We start from the raw sequence: 19,241 nt of genomic DNA, 5'->3' as shown, positions 1-19,241 counted from the left end.
TGACGGTCTACGACAACGTGGCCTTCCCGCTGCGGGAGCACTCCGGCCTGCCGGAGGAGCTGATCCACACCATCGTCATGATGAAGCTGCAGGCGGTGGGCTTGCGCGGCGCGGCGAAACTGATGCCCTCCGAGCTCTCCGGCGGCATGGCGCGCCGGGCGGCGCTGGCTCGAGCCATCGCCCTTGACCCCGACCTCATCATGTATGACGAGCCGTTCGTCGGGCAGGACCCCATCACCATGGCGGTGCTGGTCAAGCTGATCAAGGAGCTGAATGATGCCCTCGGTATCACCTCAGTCATCGTCACCCACGATGTGAAAGAGGTGCTGAGCATCGCCGATTACGCCTACATCATTGCCAATCGCAAGGTGGTGGCACACGGTACGCCGGATCAGCTGCGCGAGGAGCACAATCCCGAAGTCGAGCAGTTCCTCAAAGGATTGCCCGATGGTCCTGTTCCGTTTCATTTTCCGGCAGGCGATCTGCTACAGGATCTCTGATGTTGATAAGTCAAATAAGCAAGCTGGGGCGGGTCGGAGTGCGGTTTATCAGCTCCGTCGGTCGCGCCACCATCATGTTGTTCCATGCGCTGGCGGGCAAACCCGAACCGCGCAAGCACTTCCCGCTGCTTGTCCAACAGTTGTATGTGGTGGGCGTACAGTCGGTGGCCATCATTCTGGTCTCAGGCCTGTTCATCGGCATGGTGCTCTCGCTGCAGGGTTACAACGTATTGAAGGATTTCGGCGCCGAGCAGAGTCTGGGACCGCTGGTCTCCCTCTCCCTGCTGCGGGAGCTGGGTCCTGTGGTCACGGCACTGCTGTTTGCCGGCCGAGCCGGTTCGGCCCTGACCGCTGAAATTGGCCTGATGAAGGCCACCGAGCAGCTTTCAAGCCTCGAGATGATGGCGGTCGACCCGCTGCGCCGGGTGGTCGCCCCCCGCTTCTGGGCTGGCGTCATCAGCATGCCATTGCTGGCCTTTATGTTCAGCCTGATCGGCATCTTCGGCGGCAAGCTGGTTGGCGTGGACTGGCTCGGCGTGGACGAAGGGGGCTTCTGGTCTGCCATGCAGGCCTCCGTCGACTGGCATGAAGATATCATGCAGGGCGCCATCAAGAGCCTGATTTTTGCCCTGGTGGTCACCTGGATTGCGCTCTTTAACGGCTATGATGCCAAGCCGACCTCGGCCGGGATCAGTCAGGCCACGACCCGTACCGTGGTCCACTCATCCCTCGCCGTGCTCGGCCTGGATTTTATACTCACTGCAGTCATGTTTGGATAAGGTAAAGATGAAGTTCAGCAAAGTAGAATTCCTGGTCGGCACCTTCATGCTGGCTGGCATCGGTGCCATTCTGGCACTGGCCCTGCAAGTGGCCGGTTTGAGCTTCAAACCGGAAGGAGAAACCTATACCCTGCGCGCGCATTTCGATAATATCGGCGGCCTGAAAGTCCGTTCGCCGGTCAAGGTCGGCGGCGTGGTGGTCGGTCGGGTCAGCGACATCGTACTGGACCCGAAAACCCAGGTGCCCGAAGTGACCCTGATGATGCAAAAGAGCGCTGGCCAGTTTGCCGATACCAGCTCTCTCTCCATCCTCACCTCCGGTCTGCTCGGCGAGCAGTACATCGGTCTGGCCCCCGGCTTCAGCGATGAGGAGATGGGCACCGAGATGCTCAAGGATGGCGACCTGATTGAAGACACCAAATCCGCCATCGTACTGGAAGATCTGATTGGCAAGTTCCTCTACAGCCAATCCTCCGACAGCAAATCAGACAGCAAGAAGGAGTAACCATGTTCAAGAAAATCGCCCTGCTGCTGGGCCTGATGACCAGCATGCTCTTTTCACTGTCTGCCCAGGCCGCAGTCGATGCCACCGACCCCAACGCGCTGGTGGATCAGGCTGCCAAGCAGACCTTTGCCCGCCTGAAAGCCGATCAAGCCCAGGTGAAAAGCAATCCGGATCACCTGCGGGTGATCATCCGCGAAGAGCTGCTGCCCTATGTGGACAACCGCTTCGCCGCCTACAAGGTGCTTGGCAACCAGATTAAAGAAACCACCGAAGCGCAGCGCAATGCCTTCGTCGAGGTGTTTACCGAGTACATGGTGAGCTCCTACGCCGATGCGCTGGCCCATTTTGACAAGCAGACCGTCAAGGTCGAGCCGGGCAAAGCTCCCAGCGGCAATATCACCGCCGTCAACGTCAGCGTGAAAGAGGCCGGCAAGCCGGACATCTTCCTCGAGTTCAAGCTGCGCAAGAACAACAAGACCGGCGAATGGAAAGCCTTCGACATGGTGGCCGAGGGGATCAGCCTGCTCTCCGCCAAGCAGAGCGAGCTCGGCGGTTTGATCCGCCAGAACGGCATCGATGCGGTGATCGCCCAGTTGCGCGAGCACAACGCCAAGCCGCTGGTACTCAAACCATGACCCTCAGCGGTGAGCTGCAGGCGCCACAGGTCAATGACCTGTGGCAACGCCGCGCCGAATGGTGGCAGGACGACCAGCTTGAGCTCGGCGGCGTCACCACCCTCGACTCTGCCGGACTGGCCCTGCTGGTCAAATGGGCCAAAGCTGTATTAGCGCGAGGCGCCACACCGCAACTGGTGGGCGCCTCCAGTGATTTCTATACCCTGGCCAACCTCTACGGGGTGGCCGGGCTGTTTCAGTCAACCCCGCTCACAACTGAGGACGCATAATGCAAGTCTCTGAAATTGAAGCGATACTCCTTGAGGCTCTGCCATTGTCCGAAGTCCATGTCAAAGGGGACGGTAGTCACTACCAAGTGATCGCCGTCGGTGACATGTTTGACGGCATGAGCCGGGTCAAGAAGCAGCAGGCCATCTATGCCCCGCTGATGGACAAGATCGCCAGCAACGCCATTCACGCCCTCTCCATCAAGGCGTTCACCGACGCCGAGTGGAAACGCGAACGTAAATTCCTATTGCCCTCCTGATTTGGTAACGAAGTAAAAATGGACAAATTCAAAATCGATGGTCGTTGTACTCTCAACGGCGAAGTGACCATCTCCGGCGCCAAAAACGCCGCGCTGCCGATCCTGTTCGCGACCCTGCTCTGTGATGAAGAGGTACACCTCTCCAACGTGCCGCGCCTGAAAGATGTGGGCACCACCATCAAGCTGCTGGAGATGCTGGGCGCCACCACCAAGGTCAACGGCAACGTCACCGTGCTGACAGGTGCGGTGAACAACCATGTCGCTCCCTACGAGCTGGTGAAAACCATGCGCGCCTCCATTCTGGCGTTGGGCCCGCTGGCTGCCCGTTTCGGCGCGGCTGACGTCTCCCTGCCCGGCGGCTGCGCCATCGGTGCCCGTCCGGTCAACCTGCACGTCCACGGCCTGGAGCTGATGGGCGCCAAGATCACCATCGAAGATGGCTACATCAAGGCTCGTGTCGATGGCCGCCTGAAAGGCGCCCACATCCTGATGGATATGGTCTCCGTGACCGGTACCGAAAACCTGATGATGGCCGCCACCCTGGCTGATGGCCGCACTGTGATCGAAAACGCCGCGCGCGAGCCGGAAGTGGTCGATCTGGCCAACTTCCTCAATACCCTGGGTGCCAAGATCCAGGGCGCGGGCACCGACACCCTGACCATCGACGGTGTCGAGCGTCTGCACGGCGGCAACTACAGCGTGCAGCCTGACCGCATCGAAACCGGTACCTTCCTGGTGGGCGCAGCGGTCACCGGCGGCAAGATCACCTGCCGCAAGACCGACCCGACCCTGCTGGAAGCGGTACTGGTCAAGCTGGAAGAGGCTGGCGCCCTGATTGAGAAGGGTGAAGACTGGATCACCCTCGACATGACTGGCCGCACCCTCAAGCCGGTCACCATCAAGACTGCCCCCTACCCGGCCTTCCCGACCGACATGCAGGCACAGTTCACTGTGCTGAACGCCGTCGCCAAAGGCACCGGCATGGTCACCGAGACCATCTTCGAGAACCGCTTCATGCACGTTCCCGAACTGGTACGTATGGGTGCAGACATCGAACTGCAGGGCAATGTGGCTATCTGCCGTGACACCGAGCAGCTCAAGGGTGCCCAGGTGATGGCGACCGATCTGCGCGCCTCCGCCAGTCTGGTGCTGGCCGGCTTCGTGGCCGAAGGCTCCACCATCGTCGACCGTATCTATCACATCGACCGTGGCTACGAAGATATCGAGCAGAAGCTGCAGGGTCTGGGTGGCCGCATCGAGCGCATCAAGGGCTGATAGCCCACTGATCGCTAGCCGATAAAAAGGCCCCCTCGCGTTGGCGAGGGGGCCTTTTTCATGGTTTCGGTTCTGTTGAAACCGGGATCAGTGGCCCGCCAGCTTCATATTCTCTACCAGCACCGAGCCGGTCTTGAGACTGGAGCGCTCATCCTCGTCACGACCTACCGCCACGATATGGCTGAACATCTCGGCCAGATTGCCGGCGATGGTGATCTCCTCGACCGGATAGGCTATTTCGCCATTCTCGACCCAGAAACCGGCAGCGCCGCGGGAGTAGTCGCCATTGACGATATTGACCCCCTGCCCCATCAGCTCGGTCACCAGCAGACCGGTGCCCATCTCTTTCAGCATGCCCTGAAAATCCTGGCCGGTATTGGAGACCTGCCAGTTGTGGATGCCACCGGCGTGACCCGTGGTGGTCAACCCCAGCTTGCGCGCAGAGTAGGAGGTAAGCAGCCAGCTCATCAGCTCGCCGTTACGGATGATATCCATGTCGCGGGTACGCACCCCTTCCCCATCGAACGGGGTACTGGCAAGCCCACCAAGCAGGTGGGGGAACTCCTGAATGGTGAGCCACTCGGGCAGGATCTGCTTGCCCAATTTGTCGAGCAGGAAGCTCGACTTGCGATAGAGGTTGCCACCGCTGATGGCCATCACCAGATGGCCCCACAGACCGGAGGCTGTGTCAGGGTGGAACAGCACAGGCGCATGACGGGTAGAAATCTTGCGGGCGCCGAGGCGGGAGACGGTACGCTCAACGGCTTCGTCGGCAATGCGCTGCGGGCTCCACAACCCGTCGAGGGTACGGCTGGAGGAGTAGCCGTAATCACGCTGCATATCGCCATCCTGCTCGCCGATCAGCACACAGCTCAGCGAGTTGCGCGACGCCGCATAACCTTTGACGAAGCCATGGCTGTTGCCATAGACCTTGATGCCGAGATGGCTGGAGAAACCGGCACCGTCGGAGTGCTTGATGCGGGCATCGCGACCAAGCGCCAGCCGTTCGCACTCGATGGCCAGCTCGATGCCGCGCTGGGGATCCAGTTCGATTTGGTGGCACAGTTGTAGATCGGGGGCATCCCAGGCCAGCAGCTCGGCGTCCGCCAGACCGGCGCAATCATCGGCCGAGGTGTGGCGGGCAATCTCGATGGCCGCTTCAACGGCGGCACGAATGGCGGGTTTGCTCAGATCGGTGGTCGAGGAAGATCCCTTGCAACCATCGCGATAGACGGCGATACCGAGAGCACCATCCTTATTGAATTCAATGCTTTCCAGTTCACAACCCCGAGTGTTCACCGACAACCCGGTCTGCTTGCTGATGGAGACTTCGGCCAGCGAGGCGCCCAGTCCTTTGGCTATCTCCAGGGCTTCGGCAACCACGGCCTCGAGATGGGCTTGATCCTGGCAGATTTGGTCTTGCTGATCCATAACTCACATCTGTATGAAAGAAGGAAAGGGGGTAAGCATATCAGACCCCTGCGCCCAGCGGGAGAAGCTGGTAACATATCAGCCAAACGTGAATGACAGGAATCAAGAGACCGATGAGTCAATATCAAGACGACAACGAGTTCGAAGACTGGGGCCCCAGCAAGAGCCAGCTCAAGCGCGATGCCGAAGCATTGCAGAAAATGGGGGAGGAGATCGTCTCCCTCAGCCACAGCGAGCTGGAAAAAATCCCGTTGGATGAAGAGCTTGCAGAAGCTGTCGAGCTGGGTCGCAAACTCAAGCCGAAGAAGGATGAGTCCTTCCGTCGCCATCTGCAGTTCATCGGCCGCCTGATGCGCAGCCGCGATATCGAGCCGATTGCCGAAGCGCTCTCTATCATCAAGAACCGTCACTCCACCGTGAATGCCCGCCTGCATCGGCTGGAGCAGTGGCGCGAGCGTCTGATCACCGAAGGTGACAGCGCCCTCAACGAGCTGATGTCCCAGTTCCACGAGCTGGATCGCCAGAAGCTGCGCCAGCTGATCCGCTCCGCCAACAAGGAGCGGGAGCTGAACAAACCGCCGGTCGCCTATCGCGAGATGTACCAGTATCTGCGCGGCGAGATCGAAGACCTGCTGTGATCCCCGAAACACGCCTCCCCTCGCGGAGGCGTGTTTATCTTGATGCCTTTTCCTCTCCACATCCCCCGCCATCCCTGCGCGTTTAATATATCCACCATTTTGCTACCCAAACCATAACGGCTCATCTCAACAGCCCCGTTAAATCGCCGCTTCAGAGCAGTTCAAGACAAATTCGTTAACAACTTGGCATCATTTTGTTTGACATATTGAACGGCCTTGGCAGACTGAAGAGAGGATCCAGGCTGTCGCTGCCCAGGCTGACCAACGATTCTGCCACCCGGCCCGACACGGGATCCCATGACCATGCCTTGAGGCATGCCCTTGCCCTGCCGGTTTGCAAGGGCCTGCCCAAGGCGCAGGATGAGACTTCAACGCCAAGGATAATCAAGGTGCCCTATGCCAAATCCCCAGCCTCCCGCTCCCCGTAAACCTGTCGTGCTGATGACCATGGGCGCCCAGCCCCGCAACGGCCACGCCTATCAGGTGATGACCCACAAATACATCATGCCGCTGGTGGAGATAAGCGGCTGCGTCCCGCTGCTGGTGCCCACCTGCTGCGGCACCACCGATCTGGAGCAGTATCTGGATCTCGCCGATGGGGTCTATCTGAGTGGTGCAGGTTCCAATATCGATCCGGCCCTCTACGGCCAGGAGAACCTCACGCCGGAAAAACAGCAAGACAGGGCTCGCGACCTGTTCGATCTGCCCCTCATCAAGGGGGCGCTCGCCCGTGGCTTGCCGATCCTCGGTATCTGCCGCGGAATGCAGGAGATCAACGTGGCGCTGGGGGGAGACATCCATCAGAAGGTCTATAACGAGCCGGGTTATGACGATCACCGGGAGGATGCCGACGATCCGGTCGACGAGCAGTATGGGCCAAGCCATCAGATCAAACTGCTGCCGGGCAGCTGGTTTGCCGAACTGATGGGGGAAGAACAGATTCCGGTCAACTCCCTGCATGGACAGGGCATCAACCGGTTGGGGAAGGGTCTGGAGCCGTTGGCCCACGCAGAAGATGGGCTGATCGAGGCACTTCATGCCCCCGCACTGTCACCCTTTTTGCTGGCAGTGCAGTGGCATCCGGAGTGGAAAGCCAATGAAAATCCCCACTCCATCAAGATCTTTCAAGCCTTTGGCGATGCCTGCCGCCAGCGCTGTGCATTGATGGCAACGAGTTAATCCCTCATCGATTCAGTCGCCAAACCCGCGCGCCTTGAGCTTGGGCAGTCCACCCCGCTCGGGGCGCAAGGTGCGACAGATATCCATCCCCTTGAGCCCGCGCTGGATATGGTCAGGCGAATGACCAAACACCATGCCGTTGCTGCGGTAGAGGTTGTTGTCATCCAGCTCGAACTTCTCGCCGCCGATCAGCAACTGCTCGCGGCCATTGACCGTGTCACCCCGCTTGATGGGCACCTTCATGTCGCTCAGCACCTCGCCGGTGGCACACCCCTCACGCCAGCGCGCCTCGCTGGAGAAGGGGGTAATGGCTATTTCACGCCAGGAGCCATCCCGGAATTCGACCCGATACTTCTCGGCCAGCAGGTCGCAGCCCGCCAATGGCAACAGAGCCATCAAACAGATGATTTTCTTTGAAAATTTCACTCAATCGCACTCCTTTGCCCGGTTCTGCACAGGATAAATAAATAGCCGCCCCAACGCACCATTTCCCCGCGCCGCAGCAGCTATGCTGGAAATAAAACCACAATAAGGTGCTGCTATGGCTGGCGAAAACCTCACCGCGCTACCGACGCTGATCTGGATTGGCGAACACCCGTTCTGGACCCTGCTCACCCTCTCCCTGATGCTGATCCACTTCTGGCGTCGTCCGGGACAGCGACGGGAGCTGCTCTCCGAGCTCAGTTTCGTGATGATAAGCGCGGTGGTGATCCTGCTGATCCAGCTGGAGGGGGGCTGGTTCAAACTACCGCTGCCCCATCAATTGCTGATCGAGATCTCCACCCTGCTGGCCGGCCTGATACTGGTCAAGATATGGGGGATCCTGCTGTTCGAGTTTCTGCTCCCCCTCTGCCATGTGCGGATCCCGCGGATCATCGCCGATATCGTCATCACCATCGGCTATATCGGCTGGGGTCTGTTTCGCCTCTACGCCTCCGGCATGGCGCTCGGGGAGATAGTCACCACCTCGGCGGTAATCACTGCGGTCATCGCCTTCGCCATGCAGGACACCCTGGGCAACCTGTTGGCCGGGGTCTCCATTCAGCTCGACAACTCCATCGCCATCGGTGACTGGCTGCAAGTGGATACCACCCAGGGCCGGGTGGTGGAGATCAACTGGCGTGCCACCACCATCGAGACCCGCAACTGGGAGACAGTCGTCATCCCCAACAGCCATCTGCTCAAACAGCGCTTCACCGTGCTCGGGCGTCGCCGTGGCGAACCCTTGCAGTGGCGGCGCTGGGTCTGGTTCGATCTGACCCTGGATACCCTGCCGACCCAGATCATCGCGCTGATCGAGAAATCCCTGCGGGAGACCAAGCTCCCCTGCGTCGCCAAGCATCCGCAACCGGACTGCCTGCTGATGAATGTCGAAGGGGGCATCGCCCGCTATGCGGTGCGCTACTGGCTCACTGACCTGGCTCGCGACGATCCGACCGACTCCATGGTGCGCAGCCTGATCGATGCCGCCCTGCGCCGCAACGATCGCCGCCTCACCCCGCCGATCTTCAACGTCTTTATGGCCAAGGAGAAGCAGCATCTGGATGCCCGCCACAAGCGCCACACCGCCGAACGAACCGATACCCTGCGCAAGCTGCCGCTGTTTGCCATGTTGCAGGAGAACGAGCTGCTTCAGCTGGCCGATCAGGTGAAGTTCGCCCCCTTCGTCAGCGGCGACATCATGCTGGAGCAGGGGGATGTCTCCAGCTGGCTGTTCGTGCTGGTCAAAGGGGAGGCCGAGATGGTGGTCAATGTCGAAGGGCGAGAGCTGAAGCTTGGTACGCTCAACGCGGGAGACTTTTTTGGCGAACTGAGTCTGCTCACCGGCGAGCCCAGCTCCTTCACGGTACGGGCGGTGGCCACCGTCGAAACCTATCGCATCAATCAGGCAATGTTTCAGGAGCTGGTGATGCAGCGCGAGGCGCTGGTCGAGCCCCTCTACCGGGTGCTGAGCGACCGCCAGCAGGAGCAGCAGGCGCTGCTGGAGCGGGAAGCGGAAGCCATGAAGCAACCACCACAACAGCTTGACCTGCTTGATAAGCTGATGAAGCTGTTCGGCGGAAGATGACGTAGCATGGCATCGTATTGAGGACGTGAAGAGAGAACCGCAGCCATGTTACTGACCACCCTGGCCCTTGCCGCCAGCCTGCAATTTGATTGTCCCGCCACCATCGAGACTCGCCAGCAGCTGCTGACTCCGCAGCAGGGCTGGCAGGCGTTCACTCGCAATGACGATGGCAAACCGGACGAAACCCTCAGCCACCGGCTCGATAATCTGGCCCTGTTCGACGGAGATCCTGCCGAACTAGCCCAACTCAAACCGGATAATGGCGACAGCGACGAGATCCACTACTGGAGCCAGCTCGATAGCAGCCTGCGCCCGCTCTATCTGGTCTGCCGCTATCAGAACAGCGCCATCACCCTGCAGCAGGCGCTGCCCGTCGGCATCAGTTACTGCCGCGTCAACCAGCGCGACCGCTACACCCTGATCGGGCTGGTTTGTCGCAAATAGCGGGCGTAACCCCTTGCCATATATCGCTATTCGCTGACAGCCATTACCGCCTGAGCCGGGCCACCCGCCAGCGCCATCAGAGCAGCAGCTCGGCCAGATCCTCCAGAGCCGTCAGCTCCACATCCGGCAACAGTTGCAGCTGTTGCCACGGTTGCTGCCGTTCGTTGAGCCAGGCGGCGCGAAAGCCGTGCAAACGGGCCCCCAGCACATCGGTCTCGGGATGATCCCCCACATGGAGGATCCGCTCCGCTGGCAGCTTGAGGGCGCTGCGGGTCTGCTCAAACATATCCGGTGCCGGTTTCATCCTGGCGCCCGCCCCCGCCTTGCAGACCAGCGTGAAGTAGCAATTCAGCCCTGCCTGCGCCAGATCCAGATTGCCGTTGGTGATGACCACCAGCGGATAGCGTTCGGCCAATCTGGCCAGCAGCTGATGAGTGGACTCGCTCACATCGATCTTCGAGCGCTCTGCCAGAAACGCAGCAAAGACCTGCTCCGCCTCGCGACTGGCCTGCTGGTCGGCCATCCCCCCCTCGACCATGGCGGTACGGATGGTCTGCTGGCGCGCCAGACTGACATCGTGGCGCAGCCCGGGGTTGGCCAGCAACACCGCGCGTTTTAACTCCAGCCAGCGTGGCTTGTCGAGCATGGCGGTGGCCAGATATTCGCTGCGCAGATGGCTCAGCATCCACTGCTCGGCCCGCACGATGGCGGGGCCGTTGTCATAGAGGGTGTCATCGAGGTCAAACGAGATGGCAGCAACCGGCTGCCAACGGCGATAGAAGTGCATGGACTCTCCTCTGCAACGGGGGCTCATGGCCCGTTATTCATCGTCCTGCGCATCAGGGTCACGCTTGGCCCTGGGGTGGGCGCTGTCGTAAACCTTGGCCAGATGCTGGAAGTCGAGGTGGGTATAGATCTGGGTGGTGGAGAGGTCGGCGTGTCCCAGCAGCTCCTGAACCGCCCGCAGATCGCCGGAAGACTCCAGCATATGGGTGGCGAAGCTGTGGCGCAGCTTGTGGGGATGGACGTGGGCGTTGAGCGCCTGCTTGTTGCCCCAGCCATCGAGGCGGGCTTGCACCGAACGGGCCGACAGCCGCTGCTTGCGGCTGGAGACAAACAGCGCCTCGCTCTCGTCCCCGGCCAGCAGCGGGCGCACCTTGAGCCACTTCTGCAGCCACTCGACCGCCATCCGGCCGATGGGCAGCACCCGCTCCCGTGAGCCCTTGCCGGTCACCTTGAGCTGGCGGTCGTCGAGCTTCAGATCCACCAGATTGATCCCCACCAGCTCGGCCAGACGCAGCCCTGAAGAGTACATCAGCTCCATGATGGCGCGATCCCGCACCGCCAGCGGATCCTGCTCGTCGGTGATGTTGAGCAGCTGGTGCATCTCGTCCACATCGAGGTTTTTCGGCAGCGGCCGCCCCTGTTTGGGGGTGACGATGCCACGGGCCGGATTGGCTGTCAGCCGCCCCTGCCGCACCTGCCAGTCGCAAAAGCTGCGCAGGGCAGAGACCTTGGTGGAAAGGGAACGAGGAGCAAGGCCCGCCTTGTGCATCCGGGTCACCAGAGTGCGTACCTGACTCGCCTCGAGCCGACCCCAGTCAGTGAGCCCCTGGGCCACCAGCTCGGCGGTCATCGCCTCCAGATGGGCTTGATAGTTATTGCGGGTATGAGGGCTGAGCTGACGCTCGACCCTCAGGTATTCGATAAAGGCCGCCAGCTCGTCCGCCAGTGCAGGAGGCAGTGGCGGTGCGACGACGGGAGCTTTGGCGGGCGACTTGGCCGGTGTTCTAGCCATGAGTCAACTCGGGCAGACGCAGTTGCAGCAGGCGCCCCAGTTGGCCCAGCAGCAGGGTGTCGTTATGGGGAGTAAAGTGGCCGGGATCCGAGCTGGCGAAGGCCAGCACGCCGAGATCGCCGAGCCGCATCAGGGCCACCGAGTTGACCAGCACATCATGGCCAAACAGTGCCTGCTTCTCGCTCTGGCTCAGGCGGCCAAAGTAGTAATCCTGCCCCGGCAGACGCTGACCCAGCAGTGATTCGAGCTGCTTGCCCTGTGCCAGAAAGCGCTGCTCGGGCCCGCTCAGGGCAAACTTCTTGGGGTTGAGCCAGAGTCGCAACCCGGTCAGGCGCAGCCGCTGGACAAAGGCCTTGCCCATCACGGCACTCACCTCGAACAGGGTCTGGCAACCGTACAGCTCGCCGTAGAGATCGGCATAGACCCGGAAGATCCGCTCGTTCTCGCTGGCGATCCCCATCAATTCGGTGATCTCCTGCTCCAGCTGTTCGATCCGCTCGCGCTGACGCTCCAGCTGGCGCTCGACCAGCGAGACCGACCCTTTGCGTTCATGGGGAATGCGGATCCGGTCCAGCACGGCGGCATGGCGTTGGAAAAACTCGGGATAACGGGCCAGGTACTCCAGCACAGTGGCTTCATCCACCGATTGCTCCTGCCGTTTGAGTTCGCTCATAAATTGGTTGATCCATCAGAGAAATGGGGCTCGCTGCCCCGACATCATGGGCAAAGGGGGCCAACGCCCCCCGTACCTGAACCTTTATCGGCTAAACCTCTATCTGGCCGTCAAACACATGTTCGGCGGGACCTGTCATATAGACCGGCTGGCCCGGCCCCTTCCAGGCGATGGTCAGCTTGCCGCCCGGCAGACTGACGGTGACCCGCTCCTTGAGCTTGCCCTGACTGATGCCAATCACCGCCGCCGCACAGGCACCGGTGCCGCAGGCCAGGGTCTCGCCACAGCCCCGCTCGAACACCCGCAGCTTGATCTCGGTGGCATTGACCATCTCCATGAAACCGACGTTGACCCGCTCGGGAAAACGTTCGTGGCGCTCCATGATGGCACCGAGCGTCTCGACCGGTGCATCGGCGACCGAAGGCACCTCAATGACGCAGTGGGGATTGCCCATGGAGACCACGCCACACATCACGGTATGCTCCTGCGCCCGCAGCAGATAGGTTTTCTCTGCCTTCTGGGCCCGGAACGGGATCTTGCCCGGCTCAAACTGGGGCACCCCCATGTTGACCGTGACCTGATTCTCCCCCTCCAGCTGCAACACGATGCGACCCCGGGCGGTACTGACCGCGATGCGATCCCGGTTGATCAACCCCTTGAGACGCACGAAACGGGCAAAACAGCGGGCACCGTTGCCACACTGCTCCACCTCGCTGCCATCGGCATTGAAAATGCGATAGTGAAAGTCGAGTTCAGGGTCATAGGGCGGCTCCACCAGCAGCAGCTGATCAAAGCCGATCCCGAAGTGGCGATCTGCCAGCTTCTTGATGACGTCATTGCTGAAAAATACCTTCTGGGTGACGCCATCCACCACCATGAAGTCGTTGCCCAAGCCATGCATCTTGGAAAAATCTATCAACATCGTGCATTCCTGTGCTGTTAGGGCTGTAAATACTCACCATCAACCACTATGAAGTCATTGGCCACAGCCCCATGCATCCTGGAACAATCTGTACACATCGCGCACTCCTGTGCTGTCAGGGCTGTAAAATTCTGTCATCTCTATCTACTGCATCAGGGCAGCAGGTGCTCACCGCGCCAGAGATCGGCCAACTGCTCCCGCTCGCGGATCAGGTGTGCTTCGGCACAATCCACCAACACTTCGGCTGCGCGCGGACGGGTGTTGTAGTTGGATGACATGGTAAAGCCGTAGGCTCCGGCCGAACGCACCGCTAGCAGCGACCCCTCGGCAATGGCCAGGGTGCGCTCCTTGCCGAGGAAGTCGCCGGTCTCGCACACCGGGCCCACCACGTCATAGATCGCAGGGGTATGGCCGGCACGGCTATCCACCTCGATGATGTTCATCCAGGCGCCGTAGAGCGAGGGGCGCAGCATGTCGTTCATGCCGGCATCGATCAGCGCGAAGTTGCGGGTCTCGCCCGGTTTCAGGTACTCAACCCGGGTCAGCAGCACGCCGGCATTGGCGACGATGGCGCGGCCCGGCTCGAACAGCAGGGTCAGATCCCGGCCCGCCAGCTTCTGCTTCAGCGCTTCGGCATACTCGGTCGGATGGGGTGGCTGCTCGGAACCGTAGTTGACCCCAAGGCCGCCGCCCACGTCCAGATGGTGGATATGAATCCCTTCCGCCGCCAGACCGTCGATCAGCCGCAGCAGCTTGTCAGCCGCTTCCATAAAGGGATTCAATTCAGTGAGTTGCGAGCCGATATGGCAATCGACCCCGACGATCTCGATGTTCGCCATCGCGGCCGCCTTGCGATAGATGGCGGGCGCCAGCTCGATGGGAATGCCGAACTTGTTCTGCTTGAGGCCAGTGGATATATAGGGGTGAGTACCGGCATCGATATCCGGATTGACCCGCACCGAGACGCGAGCCTTCGTGCCCATGCTGCCCGCCACCCGATTGAGGCGCTCCAGCTCGGCTTCCGACTCCAGATTGAAACAAAGGATCTCTTTATCAAGCGCGAGACGCATCTCCGCTTCGCTCTTGGCCACGCCGGAGAAAACCACCTTGGCCGGATCACCGCCCGCCGCCAGTACCCGCGACAGCTCGCCACCAGAGACGATGTCAAACCCCGAGCCCAGACGGGCCAGCAGGTTGAGCAGCGCCAGATTGGAGTTGGCCTTCACCGCATAGCAGATCAGATGGGGAATATCCCTAGCGGCCTTGTCGAAGGCGTGCCAGTGGCGCTCGAGGGTCGCACGGGAGTAAACGTAAAGCGGGGTACCGTACTGCTCGGCAAGCTGTTGCAGCGAGGTTTGCTCGGCCTGAAGCTGGCCGTCGGCATCGTAGTTAAAGTGATCCAAAGGGGCGGTTCCTTCCTAGAATGGGTGCGGCATTAGTGCGGCGCGGCCTCGGTGGCAGCCTCGGAGGTCGCAGGCGGTGCTGCTTGCGGTGTACTCTGGCTCTGTGGCTGCTCGGGGGGCGGCATATAGAGCGGCCCCTTCAGACCGCACGCGGCCAACCCGAGGGACAGAAGAGTGGCAAGCAGACACTTGGTGAACTGGGTGATCATAATGGTTCGCTGCGAAAAAATTTTTGGCCCTCTATAATCGCACTCACATTGTTAAAAGCAACAGGATAAACCGATGAAGGATCACGAGTATCACGCCCTGACCGACGCCTTTTTCCAATATGTGGAAGACACGCTCGACGAGGGGTATCCGGATATCGACTGCGAACGCAGCGGCGGCGTATTGACCCTCTCTTTCGAGAACAAGACCAAGGTCATCATCAACAAGCAGGAGCCACTGCACCAGATTTGGGTCGCCACCCGCGAGAACGGCTTCCACTTCGAACTGCAGGGTGACACCTGGATCGACAACCGCTTCGGCCACGAGCTCAAGGCGCTGCTGAGCCAATCCTGCACCGCCCAGGCGGGCGAAGAGGTGGTGTTCCCATGATTGACCTGCACCCGCAGGGCGCCCGTCATGCGGTGATCTGGCTGCATGGGCTGGGTGATTCCGGCGCCGGTCTCGCCCCGCTGGTGGACGCGCTGGATCTGCCCACCGAGCTACCGGTGCGTCACCTGCTGCCGGATGCCCCCGAGCGCCCCATCACTATCAACATGGGCTACAAGATGCGCGGCTGGTACGACATCAAGAGCTTCGAGGATCCCGCCGAGCGGGCCGTGGAGTCCCATGTCCGTGAATCGGCCGACCAGATTGCCGCCCTGCTCGATCAGCTGGTGGCCGACGGGTTTGCCCCCGAGCATATCGTGCTGGCAGGTTTCTCTCAGGGCGGGGTGATTGCCTCCTTCACCGCGCTGCGCTATCAGGCAACGCTGGCGGGCCTGCTCTGCATGTCCACCTATCTGGCAGCCCCCGACAAATTGCTCGGCGAGATGAGCGAGGCTGCTCGCGCCCTTCCCATCTGCTACATGCACGGCATCTATGACGATGTGGTGAGCCTGTCGCTCGGTTGGGATGCCAAGAACCGGCTGGAAAGCGCCGGACTCGCCCCCGAGTGGCACGAGTACCCGATGCGTCACGAGATCTGCCGCCCGCAGCTGGGCGACATTCGCAGCTGGCTTCTGGCCCGCCTCGGCGCGTGAGCCCTTCCGGCAAAGCAAACGGCCTGCATCTGCAGGCCGTTTTTTATTGCGATTCCAACTGACGGGTCAGCCCACTTCTCGAGCGGGCGGCACCTGTTCGCGCAGAGTGCCCTGACTGCGATAGGGGATCACATCCAGCTCGCCATTTACTTGTACTATCTCGTAGTACTGGGGCAGGTTGAAGTTGATGAACTGCCCATCATCGCTGAACCGCTCGTGATTGGAGGTGTAGAAGCGGTTGACCCCCGCCACCAGTTCATCCTTGTTGCCGGCAAAGTGCTGGTAGATCTCCACCCGGTTCGCCTCATCGAGGATATAGATGTTGGTGCCCGCATCACGGGTATCGAAGAAGAACTGCACCAAGCCTTCGCTGGCGTAGGCATCGACGATGCTCGGCAGATGCTGGCTGTGGGTCTTGTCGAGCCGCAGCGGCAGGTGATCCAGCTTGTTGTGGGAGATGTGACGGTAAAAATCGATGGCGTTTTCCAGCTTCTTCACCGACACCCCGCGCCGCTCGAAGAAGATGCCGTACTTCTCGCGGCCAAGGGCCATGGTCTTGACCAGCTGCTGCTTGTCGCGGGCAAGGCGCAGATCGATACACTCCGCCACCAGCGTCTGGAAGCGGGAGCGCACCAGAGAGCGGAAGTGCTGGCTGTAGCAGAACACCTCGATCATCTCGGGGGCGGCGGCATCCTGATGCATCTTGCCGAGGATGGTGGTGAGGGCATCGACCACGGCTTCATCCCCCTGGAAGTGCAGGGTACGGATCTCGCTCCAGGAGTTGCGGTAGACCAGATCCACCGAGCCCACCAGACACTCCTGATTGCGGCCGAACGAGAAGACATCCACGGTATTGGCGTCAAATTCGATCACCTGACCGACCCAGTGGCTGGTCGGGTCCATCTCCAGATTGAGGAAGATGGAGAGCTGGCGGATCTCGCACGGCCGGCTGAGGGCCAGGTTGGTGGCCAGCGGGTACTTCTCGGGGAAGCAGCCGGAGAGATCGCGGCAGAACTGGTGCAGATTGTCGATGTGCAGATCCGAACCCTGATTGAACAGGTGCACCCGCGACTGGGGGGTCAACAGATCGTTGAAGTAGGCCCAGGAGACCAGCTTGCTGATGTAACCGTTGAACTCCAGCGGCGCGCGGCCAATGATGTCCACCGGCTCCAGCGAATGTTTGTAGAGGTACCAGCCGGCGCGGTTGAGGCGACCGTGGGGCACCTGCACGAAGCTGAGATCCGGCTCGCTGAGATCCGGCGCGATCTTGAGGTTGATGCGCTGCACCTTGCCCGGCAGGCTCTCGAACGCGGCGTAGAGTTTGCGCGACAGAATGCCGATATCTTCCGGGTTGATCGACTCGCTGATGTTGTTGCGGCGGGCGAACTGGATCAGGTTGCGGTAGCTCTGCATCAGGGCTTCCAGCAGCTCGGCGTGAGCGATCTTCACCTCTTCGATCTTCCACTCATGGCGATGATCGAGTTGATAAAGTTTGTCCTGACTCCAGCCCCAGTAGGAGACCAGCTGGCTCATCTGCTCGCGACGCCACTCGGGGGAGTGATCATCCTTGGGATGGCTGAGACCGTCGCACACCTTGAGGTAGAAGCAGCGGCGCACCAGATCGAGCCGCGCCATATCGCCGATGGACTTGAGGTAGTTGGTCACCTTGTCCAGCATCAGACAGTAGTTGTCGAGCCGGTAGTGCATCCCCTCGTTGTGCTGGAACCAGTCGCGACCAATCATCGACAGCAGGCGGGTGTTGGGATACTCGTGGGAGTAGGCCTCCATCAGCACCGACTTGAGCACCGCCTTGTAGGGGGAGTCGATCCCCTTGTAGAGCTGCCACAGGGCGGAGCCGAAATACTCTTCGGCCGGAATACGGTCAAAACTGCCGAGATCGAGCCAGTCATCCTGCTTGAGCTTGCCGCTCTCGAACAGCTCGTTCACATACGCATCGTAGTGATCATCACACTCGGTGGGCACCAGATACCAGATCAAGCGTTTGCCCGCGATACGCATGGCACTGCGGTAGAACTCGTCGAGCAACAGCAGGTGCTGGGCACTGCCGCAGCTCTCCCCCTGCATCTGGGCATCGTTGGTCTGGCGGAACTTGTCTTCCGGGATCAGGAAGAAGTTGAGATCGACCCCGCGCTGTTCGGCCCACTTGGAGAGTTGCTGGCACTTCAGCTCCAGCAGATCGAGCCGCTCCTGCGACAAACCGGCCACGTGGCAGACCCAGATATCGAGATCGGAGTGACAGCACTGGCCGATGGAGGAGGTGCTGCCCATGGAGTAGAGCCCCTGAATGGCTCGATCATGGGTGGCAAGACCACTCTGGCAGTTGGCGTTGCGACAGAGGTCATCGATAAAGGCTTGCTGCTCGGCGGTGGCGCTGAAGCTCCAGATGCCATGAGGGACATCACCGGAGACATAACCGGGCAGCAGGGGATGATTGAAGTGCAGCATGACAGGCAGCAGTTGGAATACCTGCTGCCCATAGCGACTCATGAGGCCTAACGCCCGTTGCGTCTTGAGACGGGTAATGTCGTCATAACGCGCAACCAGCGTATCCATGTGTTCCTGCAATGCCCTGCCTATCACCTAAGTGAAAATGACGCACCAAAAGGGGGATACGTCAAAAAAGTGTGATCATGTTAACAATGCAAACAGCGGTGGTAAACAAGCCTTCAGCTAAACACCAGATTATTTCTGGTATGACCACATCAAGTATCAGGGGAAATCATTAAATTTCAATATATTCAATGAATTAATCAACACAACTTGCTTAATGAAAATCATTTTCAGCATGCATTTTTGAGCTTGGCCCCGCTTTTGCCGGCTCCGCCATGAAAGCCCGGGCAAAGGGTGGTAATATCGATTTCCTTCTAAAAATGAAACAACTGATTGATATGGCAGCCCGAACCCTGAAAATTGCCACTCGCAAGAGCCCGCTGGCCCTGTGGCAGGCCAACTTTGTCAAAGACCGGCTCGAAGCCCTGCACCCGCAGTTGCAGGTCGAACTGGTGCCCATGAGCACTCAGGGTGACAAGATCCTCGATACCCCGCTGGCCAAGGTCGGTGGCAAGGGGTTGTTCGTCAAGGAGCTGGAGACCGCCATGCTGGAAGGACGGGCCGATATCGCCGTTCACTCCATGAAAGACGTTCCGGTGGAGTTCCCCGAGGGGCTCGGTCTGCACACCATCTGCGAACGGGAAGAT

General features: G+C 60.3%; 22 protein-coding genes and 1 pseudogene. 14 read left to right on the top strand and 9 right to left on the bottom strand.

Annotated elements, in window-relative coordinates; all coding sequences use genetic code 11:
- From AACS18_RS19250 to murA, 7 genes are all read left to right on the top strand, one after another.
- On the top strand, positions 1-500 hold a 500-nt coding region (locus AACS18_RS19250; protein ID WP_146184724.1), incomplete at its 5' end, for an ATP-binding cassette domain-containing protein.
- Positions 500-1,279 (top strand): lipid asymmetry maintenance ABC transporter permease subunit MlaE, encoded by a 780-nt coding sequence (gene mlaE, locus AACS18_RS19245; protein ID WP_005336345.1) that lies wholly within the window; start codon positions 500-502, stop codon positions 1,277-1,279. The genes AACS18_RS19250 and mlaE, both read left to right, overlap by 1 nt.
- Positions 1,280-1,286: 7 nt before the next feature.
- Positions 1,287-1,784 carry an outer membrane lipid asymmetry maintenance protein MlaD gene (mlaD, locus tag AACS18_RS19240; RefSeq protein WP_019444849.1) on the top strand — a complete coding sequence of 166 codons (498 nt, stop codon included), beginning with the start codon at positions 1,287-1,289 and terminating at the stop codon, positions 1,782-1,784.
- 2 nt (positions 1,785-1,786) lie between these two features.
- Positions 1,787-2,419 carry an MlaC/ttg2D family ABC transporter substrate-binding protein gene (locus AACS18_RS19235; RefSeq protein ID WP_005336350.1) on the top strand — a complete coding sequence of 211 codons (633 nt, stop codon included), beginning with the start codon at positions 1,787-1,789 and terminating at the stop codon, positions 2,417-2,419.
- The gene (locus AACS18_RS19230) at positions 2,416-2,688 is read left to right on the top strand and encodes an STAS domain-containing protein (RefSeq protein WP_005336352.1); all 273 of its coding nucleotides are present in this window, start codon (positions 2,416-2,418) and stop codon (positions 2,686-2,688) included. Before AACS18_RS19235 ends, AACS18_RS19230 begins: the two co-directional genes overlap by 4 nt.
- Positions 2,688-2,945 carry a BolA family iron metabolism protein IbaG gene (gene ibaG / locus AACS18_RS19225; protein ID WP_005306001.1) on the top strand — a complete coding sequence of 86 codons (258 nt, stop codon included), beginning with the start codon at positions 2,688-2,690 and terminating at the stop codon, positions 2,943-2,945. The genes AACS18_RS19230 and ibaG overlap by 1 nt, the downstream gene beginning before the upstream one ends.
- An 18-nt stretch (positions 2,946-2,963) precedes the next feature.
- A complete protein-coding gene (gene murA, locus AACS18_RS19220; RefSeq protein WP_005336355.1) occupies positions 2,964-4,220 on the top strand; it encodes a UDP-N-acetylglucosamine 1-carboxyvinyltransferase in 1,257 nt (418 codons plus the stop codon).
- Between the two features lie 87 nt (positions 4,221-4,307).
- On the opposite strand, the gene pmbA is transcribed toward murA, so the two are convergent.
- Positions 4,308-5,651 carry a metalloprotease PmbA gene (pmbA, locus tag AACS18_RS19215; protein ID WP_108611896.1) on the bottom strand — a complete coding sequence of 448 codons (1,344 nt, stop codon included), beginning with the start codon at positions 5,649-5,651 and terminating at the stop codon, positions 4,308-4,310.
- 113 nt (positions 5,652-5,764) lie between these two features.
- On the opposite strand from pmbA, the gene yjgA reads away from it, so the two are divergent.
- Both yjgA and AACS18_RS19205 read left to right on the top strand, forming a co-directional pair.
- The gene (gene yjgA, locus AACS18_RS19210) at positions 5,765-6,289 is read left to right on the top strand and encodes a ribosome biogenesis factor YjgA (RefSeq protein ID WP_005336359.1); all 525 of its coding nucleotides are present in this window, start codon (positions 5,765-5,767) and stop codon (positions 6,287-6,289) included.
- Between the two features lie 396 nt (positions 6,290-6,685).
- Positions 6,686-7,468 (top strand): gamma-glutamyl-gamma-aminobutyrate hydrolase family protein, encoded by a 783-nt coding sequence (locus tag AACS18_RS19205; protein WP_108611895.1) that lies wholly within the window; start codon positions 6,686-6,688, stop codon positions 7,466-7,468.
- A gap of 12 nt (positions 7,469-7,480) precedes the next feature.
- Here the strand turns inward: AACS18_RS19205 and AACS18_RS19200 are convergent, their stop codons facing one another.
- Positions 7,481-7,864 carry a hypothetical protein gene (locus tag AACS18_RS19200; RefSeq protein ID WP_040069030.1) on the bottom strand — a complete coding sequence of 128 codons (384 nt, stop codon included), beginning with the start codon at positions 7,862-7,864 and terminating at the stop codon, positions 7,481-7,483.
- A 145-nt stretch (positions 7,865-8,009) separates the two neighbouring features.
- On the opposite strand from AACS18_RS19200, the gene AACS18_RS19195 reads away from it, so the two are divergent.
- Entirely contained in the window at positions 8,010-9,536 is a 1,527-nt protein-coding gene (locus tag AACS18_RS19195; protein ID WP_043821866.1) for a cyclic nucleotide-binding domain-containing protein, read from the top strand.
- 45 nt (positions 9,537-9,581) lie between these two features.
- Entirely contained in the window at positions 9,582-9,980 is a 399-nt protein-coding gene (locus AACS18_RS19190; RefSeq protein ID WP_108611894.1) for an STY0301 family protein, read from the top strand.
- Between the two features lie 76 nt (positions 9,981-10,056).
- Here the strand turns inward: AACS18_RS19190 and AACS18_RS19185 are convergent, their stop codons facing one another.
- From AACS18_RS19185 to lptM, 6 genes are all read right to left on the bottom strand, one after another.
- Positions 10,057-10,767, bottom strand: a complete 711-nt coding sequence (locus tag AACS18_RS19185; RefSeq protein WP_108611893.1) for an HAD-IA family hydrolase — start codon at positions 10,765-10,767, stop codon at positions 10,057-10,059.
- A 33-nt stretch (positions 10,768-10,800) separates the two neighbouring features.
- Positions 10,801-11,778, bottom strand: a complete 978-nt coding sequence (xerC, locus tag AACS18_RS19180) for a tyrosine recombinase XerC (protein WP_108611892.1) — start codon at positions 11,776-11,778, stop codon at positions 10,801-10,803.
- The gene (locus tag AACS18_RS19175) at positions 11,771-12,451 is read right to left on the bottom strand and encodes a DUF484 family protein (RefSeq protein WP_005336370.1); all 681 of its coding nucleotides are present in this window, start codon (positions 12,449-12,451) and stop codon (positions 11,771-11,773) included. Before AACS18_RS19175 ends, xerC begins: the two co-directional genes overlap by 8 nt.
- 91 nt (positions 12,452-12,542) lie before the next feature.
- Positions 12,543-13,373 (bottom strand): diaminopimelate epimerase, encoded by an 831-nt coding sequence (dapF, locus tag AACS18_RS19170; protein WP_005336371.1) that lies wholly within the window; start codon positions 13,371-13,373, stop codon positions 12,543-12,545.
- Between the two features lie 152 nt (positions 13,374-13,525).
- A complete protein-coding gene (gene lysA, locus AACS18_RS19165; RefSeq protein WP_108611891.1) occupies positions 13,526-14,776 on the bottom strand; it encodes a diaminopimelate decarboxylase in 1,251 nt (416 codons plus the stop codon).
- 32 nt (positions 14,777-14,808) lie between these two features.
- A complete protein-coding gene (lptM, locus tag AACS18_RS19160; RefSeq protein WP_074045189.1) occupies positions 14,809-14,985 on the bottom strand; it encodes an LPS translocon maturation chaperone LptM in 177 nt (58 codons plus the stop codon).
- 73 nt (positions 14,986-15,058) lie between these two features.
- On the opposite strand from lptM, the gene cyaY reads away from it, so the two are divergent.
- On the top strand, positions 15,059-15,373 hold the full coding sequence (gene cyaY / locus AACS18_RS19155; protein WP_019444859.1) for an iron donor protein CyaY: 315 nt from the start codon (positions 15,059-15,061) through the stop codon (positions 15,371-15,373).
- Positions 15,370-16,023 carry an alpha/beta hydrolase gene (locus AACS18_RS19150; RefSeq protein ID WP_108611890.1) on the top strand — a complete coding sequence of 218 codons (654 nt, stop codon included), beginning with the start codon at positions 15,370-15,372 and terminating at the stop codon, positions 16,021-16,023. The genes cyaY and AACS18_RS19150 overlap by 4 nt, the downstream gene beginning before the upstream one ends.
- A 66-nt stretch (positions 16,024-16,089) precedes the next feature.
- On the opposite strand, the gene AACS18_RS19145 is transcribed toward AACS18_RS19150, so the two are convergent.
- Positions 16,090-18,597, bottom strand: a complete 2,508-nt coding sequence (locus AACS18_RS19145; RefSeq protein ID WP_374956600.1) for a class I adenylate cyclase — start codon at positions 18,595-18,597, stop codon at positions 16,090-16,092.
- Between the two features lie 335 nt (positions 18,598-18,932).
- Between AACS18_RS19145 and AACS18_RS23640 the strand changes: the two are divergent.
- Positions 18,933-19,241 (top strand): annotated as a pseudogene (locus tag AACS18_RS23640) (hydroxymethylbilane synthase); the annotation flags it as partial.

The sequence above is a fragment of the Aeromonas sp. HMWF015 genome, assembly GCF_963878965.1.
Lineage (GTDB): Bacteria > Pseudomonadota > Gammaproteobacteria > Enterobacterales > Aeromonadaceae > Aeromonas > Aeromonas veronii.
This window is presented reverse-complemented; position numbering and strand designations above follow the sequence as displayed.